The organism is Paenibacillus ihbetae, from assembly GCF_002741055.1.
Lineage (GTDB): Bacteria > Bacillota > Bacilli > Paenibacillales > Paenibacillaceae > Paenibacillus_AQ > Paenibacillus_AQ ihbetae.
The window spans coordinates 4,899,897-4,925,760 of sequence record NZ_CP016809.1; the positions used below are offsets into that span (position 1 = coordinate 4,899,897).

The 25,864-nt window shown below is 51.9% G+C and carries 18 protein-coding genes and 1 pseudogene; 11 read left to right on the forward strand and 8 right to left on the reverse strand.

The window, feature by feature from the left end:
• Nucleotides 1–17: 17 nt before the first annotated feature.
• The 3 genes from BBD41_RS21935 to BBD41_RS21945 are packed head-to-tail and all read right to left on the reverse strand — an operon-like array spanning nt 18 to nt 3,111.
• On the reverse strand, nt 18–257 hold the full coding sequence (locus tag BBD41_RS21935; protein WP_077567630.1) for a hypothetical protein: 240 nt from the start codon (nt 255–257) through the stop codon (nt 18–20).
• A gap of 9 nt (nt 258–266) precedes the next feature.
• Nucleotides 267–1,478 (reverse strand): Ger(x)C family spore germination protein, encoded by a 1,212-nt coding sequence (locus BBD41_RS21940; protein ID WP_099478721.1) that lies wholly within the window; start codon nt 1,476–1,478, stop codon nt 267–269.
• Between the two features lie 37 nt (nt 1,479–1,515).
• Nucleotides 1,516–3,111: a spore germination protein gene (locus tag BBD41_RS21945; RefSeq protein WP_099478722.1), complete on the reverse strand. Its 1,596-nt coding sequence runs from the start codon at nt 3,109–3,111 to the stop codon at nt 1,516–1,518.
• 306 nt (nt 3,112–3,417) lie between these two features.
• Here BBD41_RS21945 and BBD41_RS21950 point away from each other — a divergent pair, with 306 nt between their 5' ends.
• The 5 genes from BBD41_RS21950 (at nt 3,418) to BBD41_RS21970 (ending at nt 11,991) form a co-directional block, all read left to right on the forward strand.
• Nucleotides 3,418–5,472 (forward strand): HelD family protein, encoded by a 2,055-nt coding sequence (locus tag BBD41_RS21950; protein WP_099478723.1) that lies wholly within the window; start codon nt 3,418–3,420, stop codon nt 5,470–5,472.
• Between the two features lie 634 nt (nt 5,473–6,106).
• The gene (locus tag BBD41_RS21955; RefSeq protein WP_099478724.1) at nt 6,107–7,882 is read left to right on the forward strand and encodes an ABC transporter ATP-binding protein; all 1,776 of its coding nucleotides are present in this window, start codon (nt 6,107–6,109) and stop codon (nt 7,880–7,882) included.
• Nucleotides 7,866–9,716, forward strand: a complete 1,851-nt coding sequence (locus BBD41_RS21960; RefSeq protein ID WP_099478725.1) for an ABC transporter ATP-binding protein — start codon at nt 7,866–7,868, stop codon at nt 9,714–9,716. The genes BBD41_RS21955 and BBD41_RS21960 overlap by 17 nt, the downstream gene beginning before the upstream one ends.
• Before the next feature lie 318 nt (nt 9,717–10,034).
• Nucleotides 10,035–10,715: an ankyrin repeat domain-containing protein gene (locus tag BBD41_RS21965; RefSeq protein ID WP_077567624.1), complete on the forward strand. Its 681-nt coding sequence runs from the start codon at nt 10,035–10,037 to the stop codon at nt 10,713–10,715.
• A gap of 43 nt (nt 10,716–10,758) precedes the next feature.
• On the forward strand, nt 10,759–11,991 hold the full coding sequence (locus BBD41_RS21970; RefSeq protein ID WP_099478726.1) for an amidohydrolase: 1,233 nt from the start codon (nt 10,759–10,761) through the stop codon (nt 11,989–11,991).
• A gap of 150 nt (nt 11,992–12,141) precedes the next feature.
• On the opposite strand, the gene BBD41_RS21975 is transcribed toward BBD41_RS21970, so the two are convergent.
• On the reverse strand, nt 12,142–13,914 hold the full coding sequence (locus tag BBD41_RS21975; protein WP_099478727.1) for a sensor histidine kinase: 1,773 nt from the start codon (nt 13,912–13,914) through the stop codon (nt 12,142–12,144).
• A 20-nt stretch (nt 13,915–13,934) separates the two neighbouring features.
• Nucleotides 13,935–15,494, reverse strand: coding sequence for a response regulator transcription factor (locus tag BBD41_RS21980; RefSeq protein ID WP_099478728.1), 1,560 nt, complete (start codon nt 15,492–15,494; stop codon nt 13,935–13,937).
• Between the two features lie 268 nt (nt 15,495–15,762).
• Between BBD41_RS21980 and BBD41_RS21985 the strand changes: the two genes are divergently transcribed.
• The 4 genes from BBD41_RS21985 to BBD41_RS22000 are packed head-to-tail and all read left to right on the forward strand — an operon-like array spanning nt 15,763 to nt 20,859.
• Nucleotides 15,763–17,073 carry an ABC transporter substrate-binding protein gene (locus BBD41_RS21985; protein ID WP_077567620.1) on the forward strand — a complete coding sequence of 437 codons (1,311 nt, stop codon included), beginning with the start codon at nt 15,763–15,765 and terminating at the stop codon, nt 17,071–17,073.
• Between the two features lie 26 nt (nt 17,074–17,099).
• Nucleotides 17,100–17,975, forward strand: a complete 876-nt coding sequence (locus BBD41_RS21990) for a carbohydrate ABC transporter permease (protein WP_099478729.1) — start codon at nt 17,100–17,102, stop codon at nt 17,973–17,975.
• Complete coding sequence (locus tag BBD41_RS21995; protein ID WP_077567618.1) at nt 17,972–18,778, forward strand: carbohydrate ABC transporter permease; 807 nt, start codon at nt 17,972–17,974, stop codon at nt 18,776–18,778. Before BBD41_RS21990 ends, BBD41_RS21995 begins: the two co-directional genes overlap by 4 nt.
• 26 nt (nt 18,779–18,804) lie before the next feature.
• Entirely contained in the window at nt 18,805–20,859 is a 2,055-nt protein-coding gene (locus tag BBD41_RS22000; protein ID WP_099478730.1) for a beta-galactosidase, read from the forward strand.
• Between the two features lie 161 nt (nt 20,860–21,020).
• Here the strand turns inward: BBD41_RS22000 and BBD41_RS22005 are convergent, their stop codons facing one another.
• From BBD41_RS22005 to BBD41_RS22015, 3 genes and pseudogenes are all read right to left on the reverse strand, one after another.
• A complete protein-coding gene (locus BBD41_RS22005) occupies nt 21,021–21,707 on the reverse strand; it encodes a G1 family glutamic endopeptidase (protein WP_099478731.1) in 687 nt (228 codons plus the stop codon).
• 70 nt (nt 21,708–21,777) lie between these two features.
• Nucleotides 21,778–22,158 (reverse strand): annotated as a pseudogene (locus tag BBD41_RS30690) (Hsp33 family molecular chaperone HslO); the annotation flags it as partial.
• A 196-nt stretch (nt 22,159–22,354) separates the two neighbouring features.
• Nucleotides 22,355–23,137, reverse strand: coding sequence for an endonuclease/exonuclease/phosphatase family protein (locus tag BBD41_RS22015; RefSeq protein WP_099478733.1), 783 nt, complete (start codon nt 23,135–23,137; stop codon nt 22,355–22,357).
• 315 nt (nt 23,138–23,452) lie between these two features.
• On the opposite strand from BBD41_RS22015, the gene BBD41_RS22020 reads away from it, so the two are divergent.
• Complete coding sequence (locus BBD41_RS22020; protein WP_099478734.1) at nt 23,453–24,844, forward strand: ABC transporter substrate-binding protein; 1,392 nt, start codon at nt 23,453–23,455, stop codon at nt 24,842–24,844.
• Nucleotides 24,845–24,964: 120 nt separating this feature from the next.
• Entirely contained in the window at nt 24,965–25,858 is an 894-nt protein-coding gene (locus BBD41_RS22025) for a carbohydrate ABC transporter permease (RefSeq protein WP_077567612.1), read from the forward strand.
• Nucleotides 25,859–25,864: the final 6 nt, after the last annotated feature.

Sequence of the window (25,864 nt, forward strand, 5' to 3'; positions counted from 1 at the left end):
GCTCCCCGCTCCTTTTCCTATTGAATCAAACCGACGGCTGAGAGCCAATCACTGAACGGTTTGAACACCATGGTGATCACATTCACGGGTGTCGGGAGATCATTCATGATCGTCTGGGCCACGCTGATGCCAATACCCAATAGCAAAAATGCGGCAAACCCCCAGATTTCCCTGTATTCTCCTTCACGAAGCATCCTTGGCAGCTCAAGCCAGGTTATGACTCCGGCAGAAACCGCAATTATCGCAATATTCAGCATGCGTTCGCCTCATTCCTTAAGGTTATTTAGAAAAGTGTCGTTGGTTGTGCCGGTTCGCCGGATTTTGTAATCCACATGGATACGGGTCTCGAGGTTCGGAAAGTATCGGTCATTCCACGCTTCCTTCATTTTCTTCCATTCTCTCGGATGCGAATGACGAAGCGCTTCACCGAAGCCGAAGATGTCAACTTTAAGGTCCTTTTGTACTTTGTCGACAACAGACTCCAAGCTTCGCCTTAAATCCTCTTCCATTTCAGCTTCGAGCTCCTTCACGGTCGCAGGCTGAGATACATCCAAGCTGCTGCATTCCACGGCACCAATATTGCCCTCCATGCGAATCTTGACATCCATTTCCGGGCGGTCATTCACTATGCTTCCCTTCATCTTGGCTTGGGTCCTCAGCGTCTCAATGATGATCTTTCCCTCGTCCTTCTCCTTGCAGGGAATGAAGCCTACAGAGCTTTTGACATTCCCTGTTACGAGCCGGTAATTTCGGCTATCCCGCTCATTTAACCAGCCGACCAATTTATCGAATTTGAAAACGGCAAGGCCGGAATATTTCAATTGGCTTAGTGTTTCGATATTTTCAATATTTTTCCTCGTTCCTCCGATTTCCCGGTCCCCCGTGATCACCAGCCCTGTTAGCACGGGATGCTTGCCGCTGCTGATAAGGTCGTTGATCAATTCATCCAGTGTAACGGCCATGCTGGATGACCAAGACTTCTCGGAGATTTGCAAGGATTCATAAAGTTTGTTGGCAGGGATGGTCTCCATGGACGTCATGATTTTCAAGGTTTCCTCCGCTGTTGCTCCTTTGGTCACCACGAGGTAGAAATCGGGTCTGAATTCATGGTCCCTGGATAACAGGTCAAGCACTTTGGCGATTCCCTCCCTCGCCATCGCCTCATCCATCAGAAACATCCGGAGATGGGAAAAATAAATCTTCCGCGGGCTAATCTGCGTCATCCTTCGAGATGCTTCAAAGATCGTATCGCCTTCAGCTGTATACAGAGTAGCGGGAGCTTGAGGTCCGCCGCTTCGTTTGGCGGTGACCTGCCCCGGTATAGCAACCTGGACGGTTAAACGGTAGCGGCCATCAACCCAGTCAACCCCTGCGGCTACAGCGATGGCCAATTCGTTCAATTCTCTGCGGTTCCAGCAGCCGCTCAGAAGAAGAGTCACGATGATATGTAAGAGAATCAACGCCAAAATCCGTTTCATCCGAATTTCACTCGCTTTCCCGCTGGTCTCAATCTGTCTATTCCCTCGATTTTCGAGGTGGCGTACGTTTTCTGCGCTTATAATTGGTCTGGTTAATCAATCGGGGACGGCTTGATAACATCCAGTGCGGCAGCCGAAATACCGAATCCTTTTGCCCCTCCGGAATTAACGGTGCGAAAGGGGACATGTACGGGATTCCGAACGACCGAAGGCTGCATAAATGGAGGATAATCGCGATGACCCCGACTAAAATGCCGAACAGTCCAAAGGATCCGGCAAGCGCCATCAGCGGAAACCGGAGCATCCGAAAAGCAATGGACATGTTAAAAGACGGCACCACAAAGCTGGAAATGGCTGTAATGGCAACCACGATGACCATCGCCGGAGAGATGATCCCAGCTTCAACAGCGGCCTGCCCGATGACCAGCGTTCCGACGATGGAAATCGCCGAGCCAATATTTTTCGGCAGCCGTACGCCCGCCTCGCGCAGAATCTCGAAGGTGACCTCCATGAGGACGGCCTCGACGAACGCGGGAAACGGGACTTGCTCCCGCTGCCCTGCCAATCCGAATATAAGGCGCGTCGGCAGCATTTCTTGATGAAACGTGGTAATGGCCACATAGAGTGAAGGCCCCAGCAAAGAAATGAAGATACTCAGATAGCGCAGCAAGCGCAGGAAGGAACTGATATCCGCACGCTGGTAGTAATCCTCCGCCGCATGCAGGAACGAAACAAAAAGCGCCGGGACTACCAGAACGAACGGAGTTCCGTCAACGAGGATGGCGATTTTTCCTTCCAGCAGCTCAGCCGCGATCACATCGGGGCGCTCGGTATTGTAAACCGTGGGGAATGGAGACAGGGTCTTATCCTGGACCAGCTCCTCGATATACCCGCTCTCCAAAATGCTGTCCACATCGATTCGGTCAAGCCGGGTGCGGACCTCCTCGACAATCTTGTCATTGGCAATGCCATGAATGTACATGATGGCGACATCGGTTTGGGTTATTCGGCCGATCTGCTTCGTTTCCATCCACAGATTCGGATCCTTGATCTTTCGGCGAATCAAGGCCGTGTTGGTTCGCAGCGATTCCGAAAAGGATTCGCGCGGACCGCGGACGACATTTTCCGCTGACGTTTCCATAACCCCGCGATCCTTCCACCCCCGGGTAGATGCTGTGATCCCACGATCCAATCCATCAATCAGAAAAATCGTGTCCCCTGACAAGAGCGAATGAAACAGCTTTTTATAATCGGTTATGGTGTGGATTTCATGATTGACAAGAGAGATTTTTTCTAATATTTTTTGCCCGTCCAAAGGCTGCGAGTAATCGTAATCTTTTCTTACAAGGGATTTTGAAACATCCGCCACGACCATCATGATGGATTCCGAGATGATCTTTTGGTCGGCCAAGCCGTCCGTATAGAGGATCGCAATATAGTGTTTTTCCTCTTCATCAAGCGGAATTTCCCTGATCACGATATCGGTGCTGTTACCAAGGGTGGTTCGGATATGCTCCAGGCTGCTTTTGATATCCGGGTTTAATGCATCGGTATCATTCGTCGATGAGTTGGCCGGTGGGATATCCTTGGTGTTGTTTTTACTGGAATGGCCGGTTCTTCTTCGATACCGCATGGGAATACCCTTCCTCTCACTGATGCTATTCCCACATTATTACCGAAGAAAACAAGCTGTAAACTTACGTCAATGCAGGCAAACCACCCCGGCATATTTCTGATGAAAACGACAAAAAACCAGGTCCGCATCCGGGGATGCAGCCTGGTTATTATGATGATCGTATGAATGAAATTGCACATCATCGTATAAGGTTTTTTGGACCCACGATAAAAATATAATACTACAACGGAAAGTATAAGTCTATATTTTTTCCCGGAAACCCCTATACTTAAAGCTATTCTTTAAGGGAGGGAGCGAAGGGTTATGCTGAATGAGAGGGAAACGGAAGAGCGTGAATATCTTGCGCATGTTCAAAAGAAGCTTCAGCGAACGCTGGCGGAGCTGGAAGGGAAGGTATCCGATTCGTATCGGGACATCATTGAGGCGAAGAAATACCTGTGGGTCAATATGGCGCAGCTGGATGCCGCCGAGCGGGCGGCGAACCGTGTGGACATTTCGCTGTCGATCGATGCCGGTGAGAAGACGGTGGCCCGGCTGCAAAAAATACGCAAGCTGTTAGGCTCGCCTTACTTCGGCAGAGTAGATTTTCGCACAATGCGGCAGCCTGATGCCGGCGCTTATTATATCGGCATTCATTCCTTTGTTGAAGAAGAGAGCCAGCATCACCTGATCTACGACTGGCGGTCGCCGGTGGCCAGCCTGTTTTACGATTACGAGACGGGGCCTGCATCTTACTTTGCGCCCATGGGAAACGTTGACGGCGAGATTACGGCAAAACGCCAATATAAAATCAAGGATGGCGCTCTGGAGTACATGATCGAGAGCTCGATGAATATTCATGACGATGTGCTTCAGAAGGAGCTGAGCAGCACGTCGGACGAGAAAATGAAAAATATCGTGGCTACCATTCAGCAGGAGCAGAACGCCATTATCCGGAACGAAACTTCGAACGAGCTGATCATTCAGGGGGCGGCCGGTTCGGGCAAAACGTCCGTTGCACTGCACAGAGTGGCTTATTTGCTGTACAGGTATAAAGAAACGCTCAGCTCCAGCGATATCCTCATTATATCTCCGAACAAGGTGTTCTCCGACTACATTTCGAACGTGCTGCCGGAGCTGGGCGAGGAGAAAATCATGGAAGTAGGAATGGAGGAGCTGGCCGAGAAGGAGCTTGCGGGTATGTGCCGCTTCCAGACATTCTATGAGCAGGTGGAGGAGCTGCTGAACCGTGACGATCCTGGCAGTGTCGAGCGCATCAGGTTTAAGGCCAGCCGGGAATTTGTCCGTCAGCTTGAAGCTTTCATGGGCTATGCGGACAAGCATTTCTTCGAGCCTGCCGATATTCTCATGGACCGGGTGCAGCTGTCGGCACAGCAGGTTTGGAGCGTTTATGAGCGGAATATGCAGCTGCCTGTTAAACATAGGCTCGAAAAGACAGCGCTTCTGCTAGCCTCGGGGGCACGGACGGATGACGGGGAGCGGCTCACGAAATCCGAAACGAACAAAATCAAAACCGCGGTCAAGAAAATGTATAAATATCAGCAGCCGCTCGGATTGTACAAGGCGTTTTATGCGCATGCAAATCAGCCGGAGCTGTTTAAGATGAAAGGGAAGAGCCTGATCGAGTATGCCGATGTTTTTCCGCTTATCTACCTGAAGATGTATTTGGAAGGCAGCGCGCCATACGACCGGGTGAAGCATCTGCTGGTTGATGAAATGCAGGATTATACGCCAGTGCAGTATGCAGTGCTGTCCCGCTGGTTCTCCTGCAAGAAGACGATCCTTGGTGACAGCAAGCAGTCGGTTAATGCCTATTCTTCCAGTACCCTGCAGACGATCAAAGCCATCTTTCCGCAGGCAGATACCATTGAGCTGTCCAAAAGCTATCGCTCGACCCTGGAGATTATGGAGTTTGCCAAGGAGATCCAGCCCGGCGGCACGATAATTCCGATCGACCGTCATGGCGAGCCGCCACGTATCCATACATGTGACAGCCATGAACATGAATTGGATGCACTGAGGAAGCTTAGCGAGGGCTTCCTGCAATCGGGTTATCATACGATGGGGATCATTTGCAAGACGCGCGCGCAGGCCAGGCAGGTGCTTGATGCTTTGAATCACCTGCAAGGGAATGTGCATTTGCTCGATTTCGAGAGCGAGCAGTTCCATGAAGGCATTACGGTGACTTGCTCGCATATGGCCAAAGGCCTCGAGTTCGATCAGGTCGTCATCCCGTTCGTGGATGCCGAATGCTACCGCTCTGAGATGGATCGAAGCCTGCTGTACATTGCTTGCACCCGGGCTATGCACGCGTTAGCCATAACCTATACAGGCCAGCGGTCTCCCTGGCTTCCTTAAGGGAAGCGATGAGCTTTACGTCTACAACTCATTAAGTCCAAATGGTTTGTATTGGCAACGACAATGTTATCGAACGGGGTTCTGATTTGCACTTCATGGCGTTATCCATTTATACAGAAAGTCGCATAGATAAGGAGGAAACCTAGAATAAGGAAATTGCACAATTTGGAAATAAACCCTACGGAGTTCAAGCATTAATTTTAGGCCATTGATGCAAAACGAGTTCTCAGGGGGATTTTTCATTATTGATTCTAGAACCGGTAAGCATGTTGAAAAGCCGATATTGATTTCTAACAAAAAAACTAAACCTTAGTTTAGGGTTAGTCAGATTGTCGAGAGACCCTGTCAAAAAAGTACAGGGTCTCTCACATTTATAGTAGTCAGTTCAAACATAGTCGCACGCTCCCTACCATCCCGTGCTGGATAGCCTGAAGTACAATCATCAAGTTATCTCCTGAAAAATCTCGTTGTCTTTAAAGCGATTTCAAAGATTCCATTGCCAATATCGCATAGATGGAAGGAGGACTATTTTTTTTATAGAAACTAATAAGATGGAGGTATCACAGCTTTGAACGAAAGGGGGAACATTCGGATAAGGCAATGAACTTAACTTAAGAGGAAGTGATATGGGAAATTGGACTCACATCGAATACTTGGAGACTTTTTTAAGAAGACGTGGCCGATTTATGTGTTGTCGATTTGCTGTCATTTGGTAGCCAATATGTTTCATGTCAATTTTCCGCGTGTGCTCGGTCATTTCACGGACGACCTGCAGGACGGGCTGCTGTCTGCAGACGGCATCGCATCGTACAGCTGGACGCTGCTCGGCATCGGTGTCGGTTTTGCAGTGATAGGGGGCATCGGCCAATATTTGGTCATGTACACGGGACGATATTTCGAATTCGTCAACCGGCGGCGGCTGTTCGTGCATTTCACCGGGCTGAGCGAGCGCTTCTATTCCCGGAACGGCGTCGGCAAGCTGCTCAGTTATTTTATGAACGATGTGAAGACCGTGAGGGAATCCATCTCCATGGGCGTTAACCAGTCGGTGAATGCGTCGATTTTGCTGGTGTCCACCATCGTCATGCTGATGATTACGAATGTTCCGTTCTATGTGGTGGCTGCATCCATCGCTCCTCTTCTGTTAATTCCGGTGATCGTCGTATGGCTGGGACCGATCATCCGGAGCAGATCGCTTGCGGTCCAAGAGGCGCTTGGCGTCATGACCGAATCGGCGGAGGAGCAGTTTGGCGGCATCCGCGTTACGAAGAAATTCGCGGTGGAAGATATTATGAAACGCAGATTCGGTGCAACGGTTGACAGCATTCAGAACAAGCAGCTAAGCATGGTGCGCGCCTCATCGCTATTCCAGTCCATCATTCCGTTTCTAGGGGCTTCTTCGCTCATCATCGCGCTCCTGTTCGGCGGATACCTGACGGTGATCGGACGCATGACGGTCGGAAACTTTGTTGCACTGACGCTGTACATCCGCATGCTGATGAACCCGCTGCAGCAGATCGGAAACGTCATCAACGCGGTCCAGCGGGCAAGGGCTTCGCTTGACCGGTTGAACGCCCTGCTTGACGAGCAGCCGGATATCAAGGAATTGCCGAATGCCAAGGAGCTGGATCCGGACCGTACGGGGATCGAAATACGGCATTTGAACTTCGCTTACGATCGATCCGGCCAAGGGGGGAACGAAGCCAGGGACGTGCTTCGGAATATCCATTTGAAGGTCCCCCCCGGGACAACGCTGGGCATTATCGGACGCACCGGCAGCGGGAAGACCACCCTCATGAAGCTGCTGCTTCGCACTTACGATCCGCCACCGAACACGATCCGCATCGGCGGCGAGGATATCCGGAATCTTACGCTTAAGAGTCTGCGGGAGGGCATCGCCTACGTTCCGCAGGATGGATTCCTGTTCAGCTCGACCATTCGGGAGAACATCGCTTTTTATAAGCGGGATTCTGGTCTGGCCGATGTCGAGGAAGCAGCAAGGAAGGCGAGGGTATACGACAATATCGCGGAATTCCCGGACCGGTTCGAGACGCGGCTCGGCGAGCGCGGGATTACGCTGTCCGGAGGGCAGCGTCAACGTACCAGTCTGGCCCGGGGCATTATCAAGGACGCCCCCATCCTTATCCTGGACGACAGCGTCAGCGCCGTCGATGCGGTAACGGAAACGGAAATCATGGAGACGATCCGCCGCATTCGGCATGGAAAGACAACGATCATTATCGCTCACCGGATCAGTGCGCTGAAGCATGCCGATCACATTATCGTTCTGGACCGGGGGGAAATCGTGCAGCAAGGCACGCATGAATCGCTGCTGCGTCAGGACGGGGTGTATCGGATGCTGCACGACATCCAGGAAGAAGGGATGGTGCACCATGGCACAGGCCATTAACAATTGGCAGATGGATCAGAAGGCCGACCCGAACGCACCTGCGCCGAAGGCGAAGCCGGTTTCGACCATCCGCGCGTTGTCCGGATACATGAAAGAGCACCGGCTTACCTTTGCCGGATTTATCGGCTGTACCTTGATTGCCATTTCCGCCGAGCTGCTGCAGCCCTACTTGATGAAAATCGCGATCGATGATAATCTGCTGGTCGGCAAGAATGATGTCCGGGGATTGATGATCATTTGCGTCGTCTACTTTCTTTTGTCGCTCATAAGCATGGTCTTCACCTATTTGCAGAACAACCTGCTGCAGAAGGCCGGGCAGAGCATCGTTGCAAGCATACGGAAGCGGCTGTTCGCGCATATATCCAAGCTGTCGATGTCTTACTTCGACAAGGTGCCAAGCGGCAGCCTCATCACGCATGTATCCAGCGACACGGAGTCGGTCAGCCAGTTCTTCAACCAGGTGCTGCTGAGTGTCTTCCGCGACGGCTTCACCTTGATCTTCATCCTGGTGCTGATGTTCCAGCTGGACGTGACGCTTACCCTGTACTGCCTCATCTTGCTGCCCATCATCGCCGGAATCGCGATCGCCTTCCGGCGGTATATGCGGCAAACGTATCAGATGGCAAGAACACGGTTGTCCCGGCTTGTCGCGTTCACGGCGGAGAACTTATCCGGGATGAATCTTGTTCAGGTATTCCATCAGGAGGAGGAGCAGGAACGACAGTTCAAAGAACGCAACGATTCCTATTTCAAGGCGAATCTTCGGGAGATCCGGACCAACGTGCTGTTCAACCGGACGTATGAAATCCTGAACAATCTGGCGATAGCGGTCGTGACCTGGCTCGGCGGGCGCGCCGTTCTGGGGCTGACGCTCGAGTTCGGCGTCCTGTATGCCTTCATCACGTACATCCGGATGTTCTTCCAGCCGATCAATACGATCACCCAGCAGTGGAACACGCTGCAATCGGCGACCGTCGCGATCAACCGGATCTGGGGATTGTTTGCGATCAGGCCGGAGGTGACCGATCCCAAGACGCCGGCCCGGGTGGATCAGGCAAAGGTTCAGGGACGGATCGATTTCAATCGGATTACGTTCGGTTATGGGGACGGAGCGCCGGTCATTGAGGATCTGGATCTTCATGTGAAGCCCGGCGAGATGATCGGTATCGTCGGCACGACGGGAGCGGGCAAAAGCTCGCTGATCAGCCTGCTGTGCCGTTTCTATGATGTACGGGAAGGAAGCGTCAAAATCGACGGCATCGATATTCGGGAGATGGCGCAATCGGACCTGCACCGGATCGTCGGGCTGGTCCAGCAGGAGCCCTATCTGTACTCCGGGACGGTGCTGGACAATGTGCGGCTGTTCGACGACAGCATTTCCCGGGAGAGGGTGATCGAGGCATGCCGATTTATCGGTGCAGACCCGATCATTCAGGGGATGAGCAAAGGATACGACACCCGGCTGTCGGAGCGGGGCAGCGGCCTTTCCGCCGGCGAGCGGCAGCTGATCTCCTTCGCCCGGATTATCGTATTCCAGCCGAAAATTTTGATTTTGGACGAAGCAACCGCAAACCTCGATTCGCAAACGGAGCAGCTGATCCAGAATGCGCTGCATCTCGTCGCCCAAGGGCGGACCACGCTCGTGATCGCCCACCGTCTGTCAACGATCATGGGGGCGGACCGGATTCTGGTCATCAGTAAAGGCCGGATCGTGGAGCAGGGCACACATCAGGAGCTGCTCGATTCCCATGGGTATTACGAGGAGCTGTATCTACACTCCCAAGGACAAAAGCAGCAGGAGCATGAAGGGGCCGGGTTATACCGGTCGCGGTAATCTAATCCAATATTCATGTTAGGTAGAGGGCAGGGTCAGCAAGGCGACCTTGTCCTCTTTTTGCATTCATGGACCCGCTGTTTGCTCTCCAGAAGCTGTGAAATAGCAGAGCCGCTGCGCAGCCCTAGGGCTGGTTCTAACCTGGTGCGCCGGATTCGATAAAGGGATGGCGAATGGCGGTTTCGTTAGCGCCCCTTGGACATTAGCAATACCCTCATATGATAAAGCTATGGATCATCAATGTTTTTAATATTTTTCATAAGCTTCTTTCTCATGATAGCATACCCATATAAACGTCAGATGGGGAGGAGGGATCCAGTGAGACTTGTAATCGCCATGGTATTGGTGGTTGTTCTGTCAGCTTGTCAATCCGAACCGAAGAAGGGAGAGGCGGAGGATATGAATATGAATCAGAGTCTCATCGAACACGCGGAGCAGGGGAACACCGAGCGTGTAAAGGAACTGCTGCAAGCCGGAGCAGCGATCAATGCAACCGACGAGGCCGGCAGAACAGCGGTGATGGCTGCTGCCTACAACAATCATATTGAGACCGTGCAGCTGCTGATCGAAGAGGGGGCCGATATCGATATCCGGGACCGCAATCTTAATAATGTATTTCTCTATGCCGGTGCTGAAGGGCAGCTTGAGATCTTGCGATTGGCGATTGCCGCCGGGGCGGATCCGACGCTCACCAACCGATTTGGCGGAACGGCTTTGATTCCGGCTTCGGAACGGGGACACGTCGAAATCGTACGCGAGCTTCTGACCCGGACGGACGTCGACGTCAATCATGTCAACAACCTGGATTGGACGGCCCTGCTTGAGGCTGTCATTCTGGGAGACGGCGGGGAGAGGCATCAGGAGATCGTCAGATTGCTGATTGAGCATGGGGCCGATATCGATCTGGCCGACGGCAACGGGGTTACCCCGCTGCAGCACGCGCAGGAGCGCGGATTTAAAGAGATCGAACGCATATTGCTTGAGGCCGCCGGGTCTTGATGAACGGCATACATCGGTGAAGCGGAAGAGAGGAGATTACCGGATGACAGAACAACGACAGGGCGCTGCCTGCTGGCTCTTGAACGTTCGGCTGGAGACAGGCTATCGATATGAGGATGATGTGGTGGCGGGCACGGAAACCGCGATTTTTCATGTGAAAATAGAGAACGGCGTATTCGCCGAGATCCGCCCGGAGCATGATCTGCCCGAAACGACGCTGCCGGTGCGGGATATGGGCCAAGGACTTATGCTTCCGGCTTTTCGGGACATGCATATCCATCTGGACAAAACCTATTACGGCGGCCCCTGGAAGGCGCCTACCGTTCCGACGAAGGGCATTCTCAGCCGGCTGGAAGAAGAGGAGCGTCTTCTCCCCGAGCTGCTTCCTGTCGCCAGGGAAAGAGCCGAGGGACTCTTGGACCTGTTGATCCGCTTCGGATCGACACAGATCCGCTCCCATTGCAATGTGGATCCGATCATCGGCCTCCGCAACCTGGAAGCAACGATGCAAGCGGCGGAGCATTACAAGGACAGGGCGTCGGTCGAGATCGTTGCTTTTCCTCAGCATGGCTTGCTGCGGAGCCAATCCTCGGCCCTTGTAAGGGAAGCGCTCCGCAGCGGGGCGTCGATCGTGGGCGGGGTCGATCCGGCGACCTTGGACGAGAATATGGAAAAATCCCTCGACACCGTGATGCAGCTTGCGGTGGAAGCAAATGCCGATATCGACCTGCATCTTCACGAGCCGGGGGATGTCGGGATGAAGACGTTATGGCATCTGGCCGATCTGACGGAACAGGCCGGCTGGCAGGGAAGGGTGACGCTCAGCCATGCGCTGGCTCTGGCCGATGTCCCGGCTTCTGAGGCAAGCGAAATGGCAGCGCGTCTAGCGGAGCTGGGGATTTCCATTGCCTCGTCCGTATCCTTGGGCCGTACGATTCCGATCCCGCTGCTTGAGCGCCACGGGGTCAACGTATCGCTGGGCCAGGACAGCATTATGGATCACTGGTCGCCGTTCGGCACGGGCGACAATCTGGCGAAGGCGGGCACGCTGGCCGAACGCTTCGGACTGAGCGATGAGCGTTCGCTGGGACAGACCCTCGGCTTCATTACCGGAGGAATCACGCCGCTGGACAGAAATGGACAATGGGCGTGGCCGAAGGTTGGCGATGCAGCCAATGCCGTCATCGTAGCTGCCAGCTGCTCGGCCGAAGCCGTGGCGAGGAGGCCGGAGCGCAAGGCTGTGCTTCATCGGGGCCGTTGGGTCTACGAAGCTTGACGAAACGAATAAGCCGCCTTCATGCCCCGCACATTAGCCGGGCATGAAGGCGGCTTATCTGGTTCTGGATGATGTCAAGCAGCTTACGACTAGAAAACAGCTCTACTCCTGGCGTATGAGCTGCAGCATCTCCAGAAAGCTAGAGAGGCTTTAAGCCGAGTTCTCATAGGCTTCCTTCCGTGAAGCAGGGAGCGTTATTTTCACAGCGGTGCCGTAGCCTTCCTCGCTTTGGATATGCACGCCATATTGAGGGCCGAACAGTAACTGAATGCGGCCGTGAACGTTGCTGATCCCGATACCGGATAGATGATGCCGCTTCTTCTCGTTAACCTGATCCTCAGCATATTTCATCCCCACGCCGTCATCCATAATTTCTATAATTAAATGTTCCTCGAACCGATGAATGAAAATATGAATATTTCCGCTGACATACCCAGGGTAAGCATGAAAGAATGCGTTCTCCACAAAAGGCTGGATGATCAGCTTGGGTACAAGCAGCTGTCTGCAGTCCTCCGCGATTTCATAATGCACGCCGATCTGTTCGCCATACCTGATCCGGTTAATGAACACATAATGCTTGAGGGACTCGATCTCTGTGTCCACGGTGACCATATCTTCCGTCGAGCCCAGCGTGCTCTGGAGCAAGGAAATCAGACTGTCGATCGTTTGGTCTACCTGAACCGTGTGGTGCATTTTCGATAAGTATTTGATAGAGCTTAATGTGTTGTATAGGAAGTGCGGATTGATCTGCATCTGCAATGCGTTCAGATCCGCTTTTCGGCGCTCCTGCTCCTCATGGACAAGCCGCTCGGTATACTGGTCAATTTCCTTAATCAGCCGGTTGTAGGTTTTGGCCAATATATTGGTTTCATAGCTGCCGTTTTCCTCCAAAGGATGGAATATCAGATTATTCCCCTTCGAGGTTTTCATCGTCTTGACCAGCTTGTTCAACGGATGGGTGATCCGCCGGCTCAGGAAGTAGACAAAAACCAAGCTAACGACCAGTACAACGCTTACAACCTTGAAGATTTCGGCAGACAGGCTGTAAAGAGGCGCAAAAGCGGCTCGTTGGTTGATTTCCTCCAGCAAATAGGCATTGAACTCGGGAAGATAGTAGGAAATATAGGTCTCCTTATCCTCCGATTCGGTCCATACGCCGTCCTGCTCGGACGCAGCCTGGGCTGCCAGGGACAAACGTTCAGGGTCCCGCTTGCTGATCGAATCCTTGTCACTGCTGGACAGGATCGTACCATCGGATGATATAAGCGAAATATGAATGCCTTTGGCGATATAGGCATTGTATTTTTGTTTGATGTTCTGTTCATCCATCACGACGGCCGCATAGCCGTACATCCAACCCGTACTGCTGTCCACCAATGGCTTTGTCGCAAAAATATAGTTGTCATAAGGAACGGTTTCCGCAAATAAATCCGGGCTGCTGTGGTAGCTGATCCGATTGGGGATGTTCCCGTCAATGGTCATGTACGTAGAGACGATATCCTGTGGAATCTTGTCCCATTTGAGCGCGTTGCTGGAATAATGTCTTCCGCCTTCGCCGGGAAGGCCGGATACAATAATATGCGACTTTTCAGGACTCAAATATTCCTTGTACACGTCGATGTACCTGCCCAGGGTGATGGCCAGATTGATTTGCTCTAATGTTGTATTGGCAGGCTTGGTAATATAATCCTTGAATTCGTGGCTGCTGTTGATTTGAAGCATGGTATTAACCACCTGGTCGTTATACCTGAGCAATTCATCCTTGGCGATATTCATGTTGGCCGAAGCGTTTCGGACGACCTGGTTGAGCAGAATGCGCTCTGCAATATTGGACGATGCAACGATGAGCACAAAGGAAATAATCGTGATCCCCGACAGCATCAGAATGAGCATCTTGATGAAGATGCTGTTTTTTCGAAGCATGGCAAGCACCTGACTTTTCTTTAATGAGAGATTTGATGGCGGTATTCGACGGGGGTCATTCCCGTCATCTTCTTGAACACTTTCGAGAAATAATTATGATCCGAGAAGCCGGTCAGGCGGCTGATCTCCGACACGGAAAGCGATGGATCCAGCAGCAGTTCCTTGGCCTTATCCGTGCGAACCCGATTAATATAGGACGTGAGGTTCTCTTGGGTGCGCTGTTTAAAATAAGACGACAAATAGGTGTAGTTCAAATGCAGCGCGTTTGCCATTTCCGATAATGATATTTCATTGGCATAATGTTCATTTACGTATTCATAGATCTGGTGCAGTATGATCGATTGCCGATAATCATTGCCTTGAACGACACGTTTAACCTTCTCCAGAAATTGAACCATGATATGCTCCAGCTCCTCGATATCAAAGGCAAGATCAATCATTTTGAAGAGCTTCAGCTTGGAGGAGCCAAGCTCGGCTATCGGTTGTTTGAGCTGCTCCAGGGTAAAAAGGGTAGAGTAAACCAGATTCTGGAATAGCCGTTTCAAGCTGTATTCGTCATACGAGAGATGAGCCTTCGTCTCAGAGAAAAGGGCTCTTATCATCGCGATCGATTCGTCCGTTGAAAACATGCGCAGCGTGCTGATATATTGCCGTTCATCGAAGCTGGTTTTCTCGCCGCTAATCGTAATCCCGTCTTCAGCCACCATGGCTTGCCCGCTAAAATACAACAGCCTTCCGAGATGTGCCGATAATCTTTCGTGCTCCCCTTTAAGGGAGCGGAAATGATCAAATGGATGCGAGAGGACATAGCATATATATGTCAACGAATCCTTGACACGCTCTGCGAATCGCCGCAAGGCAGCGGTGACTTCTACGGTTTGCGAGGAATCATAATTAACGAGCAGCAGCGCTTCATTTTTCAGGAACACGCAGCAATGTGGCAGCCCCGCTAACTGCTCTGAGGCTACCCCAATGATCTGATCCTCGATTTGGCTCTGCGTCCATTTCGTCCGGGATAAGAGCAGGGCTGTGCTTGCTTTGGCTATAATGAAATGCTTTCGCTTGAAAATGTCAAGAAGCTCCAGGGTGATATCGTCCCTGACTTCCTCATCCGTTTCGTGATCCAGCCATCGGCCGAGCATAAGCGCGGGATCTTTTTTCGCCGGCTGGCTGCCAGGGCTGTTCAAATTCATGCTGCTGCATAAGGACTGAATGAGCGAGACGAGTTCGGCTGCCGATACCCTGGGTTTGAGCAAGTAATCCGTAACCCCGTATTTAAACACTTCGCGCACATAATTGTACTCGCTATAGCTGCTTAACACGACGATCTTGATGTCGGGATACCGTGCACGCATCGTCTTGGTCAGCTCCACCCCGTCCATCACGGGCATGACAATATCGGTAATTACGACATGGGGGGCGGCCGCTTCGATCAGCTGAAGCGCTTCTTGACCATTCGCAGCTTGGGCGACGATCTCGATTCCATATTCGCTCCAATTACATAGATGTAAAATGCCGGTACGTAAAATGGCTTCATCATCCACAATCATGACCCGATAGGTAGCGATAGGGTTATCCATGATTACACCTCGTTGCAATTTCTTATTTCCTCATCATATACCAATGTGAAAGATAAAGGTATGATAGAGCTTTGAATGAATCCAACATGCAATAATTATTTCTACGACCCATAATTTTTACTATAATAAACAGGCGTTTGACAAGAGGGCCATAATTAATACGATTTAAGCTTGAATATGAATTATACTTCCCTATTTTGAATGACATAGAATAGAGATCGAATCATGAAGCGCTTACAAAATATATGAACAAAAGGGGTTGTACAGATTGAAAAAATTGCTATCCGTATTGCTGCTCGTCTCCATGACAGCTTCGTTATTGGCGGCCTGCGGCTCTTCAAAGTCATCGGATTCAGGCCAGTCGGGAACAGGAAACGAGGGAGGCTCCGCAAGCAAGAAGGTTGTGGCATGGGCATGGGATCCGTCCTTTAACGGAGCTGCCCTGAAAATCGCCGAAGAATTGTATGCCAAAGAAAATCCGGGCTTTGAACTGGAAGTCGTAGATATGGCAAAAACGGATTTGGAGCAAAAGCTGAACACCAACCTGGCTTCCGGCGTTAAGGAAGGCCTTCCGGACATCATTCTGGTGAATGATCCGAATATTCAGAAGTATGTAACCGCTTATCCAGGCACATTTGCGGACTTTACGGATAAGGTTGATTATTCCCAGTTTTCCCCGTACAAAGTGGATGCGCTTACGATCGACGGAAAAGTTTACGGCGTTCCGTTCGATATCGGGGTCACCGGCATGTTCTACCGTTCCGATTATTTGGAGCAAGCCGGATTTAAGGCGGAGGACCTTGAGAACATCACGTGGGATGAGTACATTGAAATCGGCAAAGTCGTCAAGGAAAAGACAGGGAAATATATGTCGACCATTAACCCGAACGACGAAGCGCTGACCTCGATCCTGCTTCAATCCGGCGGATCCTGGTACATCACGCCGGATAACAAAGGCAATTTTGTTGATAATCCGGTCATGACGGAGACGCTCCGTGTGTACAAAGCGATTGCCGACTCCGGAATTGCCAAGCCGGTAACGGGCTGGAGCGAGTTTGTAGGCAGCTTCAACGCCGGCGATGTAGCGACGGTCGTATCCGGCGTATGGCAGATTTCCTCGATCATGGATGCCAAGGATCAAAGCGGCAAATGGAGAGTGGCTCCGATTCCGAGATTGAATGTGGAGGGCGCTGTGAACGCTTCGAACGAAGGCGGCTCCAGCTGGTTCGTCCTGGAAGGCTCCGCGAACAAGGATCTGGCGATCGATTTCTTGGCGAAGACGATTGGCGGCAGCAGTGAATTCTACGAGCGCTTCCTGAAAGAAAACGGCGGCGTCGGCTCCTACATTCCTTCCTTCTCCAGCGAAGCTTACAGCCAGACACCGGAATTTTTCGGTGGACAAGCCATCTATACTGATTTTACGAAATGGTCTACCGAAGTACCGGGCATTTCTCTGGGCATGTACACGCAAGAAGCAAAAGATGCACTGAAAAATGAACTGCCTAACATTTTGAATGGATCCGACCTGACCCAAAGCTTGGCTAACATTCAGAAATTGTTCGAACAGCAAGTGCAATAATTTTAAAAGTCAGCAGGTGGTAAGAAATGGGCAGTAAATGGAATAAATCGAATCTCATGGGATGGCAGTTCGTGCTGCTGCCTTCGGCGCTCATCTTATTGTTCAGCTTCTATCCCATGATTCAATCCTTGTTGTTATCGTTTCAGTCGGGAAAAGGGAATGTGTACCATTATGTCGGGCTGAGCAATTATGCACGGCTGTTCTCGGATCCGATGTTCAAGCAGGCTGTACTCAATACGCTGTTATACTTGATCGTTCAGGTTCCGATCATGCTCATGCTGGGTCTGGTCATTGCATACTTCTTGAACATGCCGGGTCTTAAATTCAAAGGCTTTTACCGTACCGCCATCTTTCTTCCGTGCGTAACCTCGCTCGTTTCGTACGCTGTGCTGTTCAAGAGCATATTTGCAGTGGATGGAATTCTGAACCGGATGCTGATGTCGATCCACATCATCCATGAGCCGATCGCCTGGCTCATGGATCCGGTATGGGCGAAAGTAGCGATTATTGCAGCGATTACGTGGCGCTGGACCGGCTACAATATGATCTTTTATCTAGCGGCGATGCAAAATATCGATCCCAGCGTGTATGAAGCGGCTTCCATTGACGGGGCCTCCAAAACGCGGCAATTCTTCAGCATTACGGTTCCTATGCTGAAGCCGATCATTTTGTTTACGGCGATCATCTCGACGAACGGTACCTTGCAGTTGTTCGATGAGGTTGTGAACATTACGAACGGCGGACCCGGCAATTCCACGATGACGATTTCCCAATACATCTATAACTTGTCGTTCATGTATACACCAAACTTCGGCTATGCGGCAACGGTATCCTACGCCATCGTCATTATGGTTGCGGTGCTGGCTTTTCTCCAGCTGAAGGTCGGAGGTGAGAAGAAATGAGGAAGGTTTCGGCAGCAGCTATCCATCTGTTTCTAATCATGGCCTCGGTGGTTTCTTTGTTTCCTTTTGTCTGGATGCTGATCGGCATGACGAACAGCTCCTCCGACATTGTAAAGGGCAAGTTCAGCTTCGGATCGGAGCTGTCTACCAATATTAACAAGCTTCTCGATATGACGGATCTGGGCGGGGCCTTTTGGAACTCGGCGGTGATCGCGGTGATCGGCACGGTCTGTACCTTAATTCTAAGCTCCATGGCCGGATTCGGATTTGAGATTTATCGGACGAAGGGCAAGGACCGGTTGTTCGGCATCCTGATGCTGTCCATGATGATGCCGTTCGCGGCGGTTATGGTGCCGCTGTTCCGTATGTTCAGCTCGATGGGGATGCTCAATACGCCAACGGCCGTGATTCTGCCAACCATAACGACAGCGTTCATGATTTTCTTCTTTATGCAAAATACAAAATCATTCCCGCGCGAGCTCTTGCAGGCGGGACGGGTAGATGGACTCGGCGAATGGCGGTTGTTTACACATGTCTATATGCCGACAATGAAGCCGACGTATGCGGCAGCCGCGATCATAACCTTTATGAACTACTGGAACAGCTTCCTGTGGCCGCTCATTGCCTTGCAAACGCCGGATAAGAAGACGCTTCCGCTTATTGTCTCGTCACTCGCTTCCTCTTATAATCCGGATTACGGGATGATCATGGTTGCCATCGTGATCACGACGCTCCCGACGGTCCTGATCTTCTTCCTGCTGCAAAAGCAGTTCGTGCAAGGGATGCTTGGATCCGTCAAGTAATATAACACCGGAGGTGATCGACAAACATGCTTACGCAATTCAAAAATGGCTTGCTGCACGGGGCGGACTACAATCCGGAACAATGGCTGCATGATCCGCAGGTGCTGCAATTGGATATTGAATTGATGAAGAAGGCCGGCTGCAATGTCATGTCGGTAGGAATATTCTCATGGGCCGTGCTGGAGCCCGAGGAAGGGAAATATAAGTGGGAGTGGCTGGACCGAATCCTGGATTCGCTGCATGAGAACGGAATCTCCGTATTCCTGGCGACGCCTTCCGGAGCCCGTCCCGTATGGATGGCACAGAAATATCCCGAGGTGCTTCGGGTTTCAAGTGATCGGCATCGCAATCTTTATGGGGCACGGCATAATCACTGCTATACATCTCCGATCTACCGTGAGAAGATCAAGCAGATGAATGAAAGACTGGCTGTTCGTTATGCGAATCATCCGGCCGTGAAGCTCTGGCATATTTCCAATGAGTTCGGCGGAGAATGCCACTGCGATTTATGCCAGGAAGCGTTCAGAGGTTGGCTCAAGAAGAAATATGGTACGTTAGACAAGCTGAATGCAGAGTGGTGGACCACCTTCTGGAGCCATACGTATAGCGATTGGTCCCAGATTGAATCCCCTGCGCCCCACGGGGAGAATGCGACGCACGGGATGAATCTGGACTGGCGGAGATTCGTGTCGGATCAAACCCTGGATTTCATGAAGCATGAAATCGCGGTTGTGAAATCCGTGAATCCGGACCTGCCGGCTACGACCAATTTCATGTATTACTACAATGGCCTGAACTACTTTAAATTCAAGGATGCGATTGATATCGTATCCTGGGACAACTATCCGACCTGGCACAAGAAGTCCGATTTCGAGATTGCCGTAGACACTGCCATGAATCATGATTTGATGCGATCCATCAAGCGCCAGCCGTTTCTGCTTATGGAAAGCTCGCCGAGCATGACGAATTGGCAGAGCGTTTCGAAGCTGAAGAAGCCGGGGATGCACATCTTGTCTTCCTTGCAGGCCGTCGCTCACGGATCCAATTCTGTGCAGTATTTCCAGTGGCGCAAAAGCCGGGGTTCCAGCGAGAAATTCCATGGCGCCGTCGTCTCGCATGACGGCAGCCCGGATACACGTGTATTTAAAGAGGTCGCCGAGCTCGGAAATATCCTTAAGAAGCTGTCTCCCGTTGCGGCGACCGAAAGCCGCGCAGAAGTCGCCATCGTCTATGATTGGGAAAATAAATGGGCGATTGAGGATTCCCAAGGACCGCGCAACAAAGGGATGGGGTATATCGAAGAAGTTCAGTCCCATTACCGGGCACTGCTGAAGCAGGGGATTACGGTGGACTTCGTGGATATGGAATGCGATATAGACAGCTACAAAGTGGTTATCGCTCCCATGCTCTATATGCTGCGCTGCGGATTCGAACGCAAGCTTCGCGCCTTCGTTGAGCTGGGGGGAACCTTGGTGCTGACTTACTGGAGCGGGATCGTGAATGAGAATGATCTGGTGTTCCAAGGGGAAGCACCCCATCATCTGAGCGATGTGGCGGGTGTCGTCAGCGAGGAGATTGACGGCCTATATGATCATGAACAAAATGCCGGAGGGGTTGTTCAGCATATAACTGGTCTTGAGCAGACATCGCTCGCAGGCACTTATTCCTGCAGCAAGCTCTGTGATCTGGTTCATCTAAAGGGCGCCGAAGCCTTGATGGTGTACCAGGATGATTTTTATGCGGGCCGTCCTGCGTTGACCAGACATACATATGGTGAGGGCGTGTCCTACTATGTGTCCAGCCATTTTGAGGATGGCTTTTACGATGACTTCTACCGGGATATAGCGGCAGCTGCATCGTTATATAAGCCGGTAGCAGCGGCTTTGCCTGAAGGCGTATATACAACGGTACGTTCCAACGACGAGAAGGAGTATCTGTTCGTTCATAATTTTTCGGGCGACGAGGTCGTTATGCCTGCGCTCGGTTCGGCATGGCAGTCGGTAACAAGCGATGATGCATTGCATGCAGCTTGGAGACTGAAGGCATATGGTGTTCTTGTGGCTGAGCGCAGTGTAGGATAGCTGAATGATTTGTAAATAATATTTTCTCGAAAATATGAAGCCTCGAAACCCTTGATTTTACCAAGGGGTTTCGAGGCTTCATATCATGAAACTTGATTTCTGCCAGTATTCGCGCAAGCGATTTGCGACTCATGGCCGAACCTATAGCTTTCGAACTGTCATTACCGAAGGGTGCTCTTCACGACGAAAGCGTCTCCGCAAGGAGAAGGATCCGATGGAATTGCAGTAATCATCAAATTTTGAAGCATAAGCCCTCCATGGCGTGCTTTCAGCTTAGGATTGCTGCCATTTACGCGGCACCGGGAGAAAGCGACGTCGGATAGACGCGCCATTCTGGAGAGTATGCCACCTACCAGCGGCGCCTCCACGATCCATTCCGCAGAGGTTTGCGGACCGCGGTATCTGCGGCTTATACGGAACGTCCAGCCTTTTGTCACATTCCGGAGGCAGATAATCCAGGTGCTCCCGCGCTTTTTGGCAATGACGGCCGACATGCGGTCCCCCGGATGGACAGGCAGCGGAATTAGGGTCGCGGCGGCGGGAAGGATCTCCCACCACGCATAATAATAAGGCTTGCCGTTTATCAGATCATGCCCGGTGCCCGTCTGAATCAAGCTTTGGTTGCCGAAGCCATCGATCCCGATCCAAGCGGATGAATAGGAAGAGCCTCCACTTGGGCGAAGAAATGGAACATTCCACTCCCCGGATATTCGCCTAAACGCACCTTTTGCCCCCTTGATGCTGTAGCCGGACCAATTATTCGAAATCCACCCGATGTTTCGCTGCGGCTTGGCCGCGGATTCAAAGCGGCAGATGTGATGTGTGCTCATTCTAGCAACGGTTCCCATAGATCCACCGCCTTTAATAGATTGATAATATATCTAATGATGCTGAGGCCGCGGTGGTATGGGTTTTCTGCTAGAAAGGTTTAGAGCAGGCGGGCAATCTCCTCTGGTTCGTACCGATATTTGTTGCTGCAGCGATGGCAGACCATCTCGATTGGATCTCCGGCTTACAGGCTTGCCTCAATTCATCGATATCGAGAGAAAACAGCATGGCCAGCAGCGATTCCTTCGAGCAGCCACAGAAGTGCTGTAGGGGACTGCAGCCGACGGTCTCTATGTCATCAAACATCAGGCCCGGTAGATCCATCAGCGGGAGGGGGCTTATGAAATCCGTCAGTAACTTCTGGCGCTGAATGATTCGCTTTCGAATGAATCGAATCAGTTGTGGCGGGGAACCGGGTAAGAGCTGAGCCATGATTCCCCGGCTTCTTACCGCTTCTTTCTTGCCTACGGAATGGACGGCGAGAGCTGTATCTTTTTATCAAGCAGGGCGGTAGCCGCCATCACATAATGGGATGGATTTTTCGGATCAAAAAGGGGCTGTCCCAAAAGTCATCGAATCCTGATGGCTTTGGGGCCGCCCCTGCTTTAATGATGCCAGCCATTACCACGAAAGAGGCGAAGGAAGGATGAAAGGTTGCCGCCTCTTTCTATTCGGATGCTGCTCTCCATTTCATCGACACCGGGTAGTGGTCGGACGGATAGGCCCCGTCGTAAGTATCCCGATAAATGATCGTCTCCACCATCTCGACACCACGTGTAGTAAAAATATAGTCGATCGGTTCGCCTTCGAGTCCACCCTTGAAATCATGGAATGTGCGGCCTGCCGGTTCGCCCAGAAGCTCGTAGGCGTCTTGAAGCGCTTCCCGCAGTATCTCAATTTCCGTTTCACCGGGTCCTGCATTCAGATCGCCCATTAGAATAACCGGAAGCGATGCTTCCTTCGTCAGACGCTGAATATGATCGAGAATGAGCTTGGCGCTTTCCTGCCGGGCAACTGCGCCCATGTGGTCAAAATGCGTGTTCACGACGTAAAAACGTACGCCAGTGTCCTTCGTGCTTTGGAACAGTCCCCATGTGCAAATTCGGGGATAGCTGCCGTCCCAGCCGAGGCTTCCTGGCTTCTCCGGCGTTTCGGACAGCCAGAACTGCCCTTCCCGCAGGATGGAGAAATCGGCTTGCTTGTAATAGATCGCGCAGTGTTCTCCGTCCCGGTCGCCTTGCCCCATCCGTCCCGTTCCGATTCTGCCGTACTCGGGCAGAGCTTCGTCCAGATCCCGCAGCATGGCACCGGAGCCCTCTTGGGTTCCAAACAAATCGGGGGATGCCTCTGCAATGACGGCAGCTGCTCGATGCTTCCGGTGAGGCCAAGCGTTGCTGCCGTCGCTGTCCACATTCACGCGTAAATTGAAGGTCATTGTTATCACATTCATGTCATGTCATTCCCATCTACTATGATCTAGCCAACAAAAGGCCGGAATAATACTACTATATCCGCTTTGATGGTCTTCATCAATGACATGCGGACCTTACGCTGCCCTCCGCCCGTCTTTATTTGATGGAGCCTTCCGTCAGGCCGCCGATCGAATCCATAGATGCTTAACTAGAATTATTTCGGTTGTTCGCCCCGAAAAAAAGTTCAGAATATCCAGGCTGTCACGCAAATAGAGATAAATATACGCTCTCGTAAGCGTATACAAAATCTGGATATTTACTAGATGCTGTGGCAGCCATAGGGAGGGAGAACATTGAAATCACTCAAGAGAGGATTGGGGCTCGTAACTACGACCTTGCTGAGCGTTTCCATGCTGTTCGGTTGTACGGGGGGCAAGGAAACGCCCGGCGATGCGGGAAGCGGGGGAACCGATGGCGGAGGGAAGACCGTCATTAACGTCACGTTCCGGGATGACGGGATCGGCGAGAACGGTTCGTTTTATAAATGGCTTAAGGAAATGTCCGCAGCCTTTCCGGACAAAAGCGTCGAGATCCGGCCGGCACCGATCCAGGCCTCCGAAGGCGACTATTTCGCCAAGGTTGCACTGGCGCTGAAATCCAAGGATACCGCGCCGGATATCGTCACGGAGGATACCTTTATTTTGAACTCCGATGCCAGCGCCGGCTACTTGGAGCCGCTTGACGAACGGCTGGCCCAGTGGGAGGACTGGGGCAACGGCTCGTTCATCGAGGCGATGAAGAAGGGCGTGACCGCCAGCGACGGCAAAGTGTACGGCGTTCCATACAATACGGATTCGCGGGGATTGTGGTATAACAAGGATATTTTCAAGCAGGTCGGGCTTCCGGAGGATTGGCAGCCGAAAACTTGGGAGGATGTGCTGAATGCCGCCCGCACGATTAAGGAGAAGGCGCCGGATATCGTGCCGATCTGGATGAACATGGGCAAGGCGACCGGCGAAGCGACTTCCATGCAGACCTATGAGATGCTGCTCTACGGAACGGGCGAGCGGTTATACGATGACGCAAGCGGCAAATGGATCATCAAGAGCCAGGGCATCCTGGATGCTCTGACATTTGTGGAGACGGTCAACAAGGAAAAGCTCGGGCCGCCGCTGTCGAAGGTATTGAACGGTCAGGCCGGCAATACCGCATCCCGGGAGTATTTGCCGCAAGGCAAGCTGGCAATCTCGCTTGACGGCTCATGGATTACGGGCAACTATCTCGAAACCGGGGCCGCGCCTTGGCCGGAGTATAAGGATGTGCTGGGGTTCGCGCCGATGCCGACCAGCCAAGGCCAGGCTCCGGGCTCGATCACGTTGGCCGGCGGGTGGGCGCTGTCGATTCCGAGCAACTCCAAGAACAAGGATAAGGCCTGGGAGTTCATCAAGTTTGCCTTGAACAAGGAAAATACGCAGAAGCTGGTCATGTCCTCGGGCAACATTACGGTCCGCGCCGACGTGGCGAAGGATCCGGAATACACGAAGATGCCGTTTAACGAAATCGCGACGGAATATTTGCAGAATGCAGAATTCCGCCCGGCCCAGGAGAAGTATCCGGAGGTGTCGACGCAAATCCAAACGATGGTGGAATCGGTTGCCACGGGCACCTCGCCTGCCGATGCGATGAATAAATACGCGCAGGATGTTACCCGGATCGTCGGCGCGGAGAAGGTTGTGGAGAAATAACCAGGCCCATCCACAATTGTTTAAATGGATGCCATTGCTTGCTCAAGGTCCCGATCGATAAGAGAGGCCTTGGGCAGGCGGCATTTCACGATCATCAGGAGAAAAGGAGAGAGCGTACGCATGAGCAGTCTATCGGCGAACGACGCTTTGATTAAGCGCAAATCATCGTATCCCTGGCTCTTTTATCTGCTTCCCTCGATTGCGATCATGCTTGTGTTTTTTATTTATCCGATTCTGCTGACCTTCTATTATTCGTTCACGAACCTGGCGTTAACGGGCGAAGCCGCGAGAGAGCTGAAATTCATCGGATTTGAGAACTATGCAAGAATGTTTCAAGACCCTACCGTTCGCATCAGCATATGGAATACACTCGTATTCCTCATCGGCTCGGCCGTCATTGGACAGCAGGTGCTCGGCTTCCTGATCGCGCTGCTGATGAAGCAGCGAAACCGGACATTTCGGCGGGTGATCGGCACGATTGTCCTCGCAGGATGGGTGACCCCGGAAATCGTATGCGCCCTGTGCCTCTACAGCTTCTTCGGCGATGAGGGCACTTTGAACGCCATCATTGGCTTCTTCGGGTTCTCCGAAGTGACGTGGCTGTTCACGGTTCCGATGCTGACGATCATTTTGGCGAACATTTGGCACGGCACCGCCTTTTCCATGCTGGTGTTCCAAGCCGCGCTCGACGACGTCCCGAATGAGATCGAAGAAGCGGCAGTCGTCGACGGGGCGTCTAAATGGAAAATCTTCACGAGCATTATCATTCCGTATATTAAAGGGACGATCACGACAAATATGATGCTCGTCACGCTGCAGACGCTCGGCGTGTTCGGGCTGATCTATGCCATGACCGGCGGAGGGCCTGGCAATTCGACGACCACGCTGCCGATCTTCATGTACAACCAGGCTTTTGTCAATTACCAGCTGGGCTATGGAACCGCGATCTCGCTGCTGCTGCTCCTGATCGGCATTGTTCTCAGTCTTCTGTATATTCGATCGATGAAAGAGTAAAGCGGG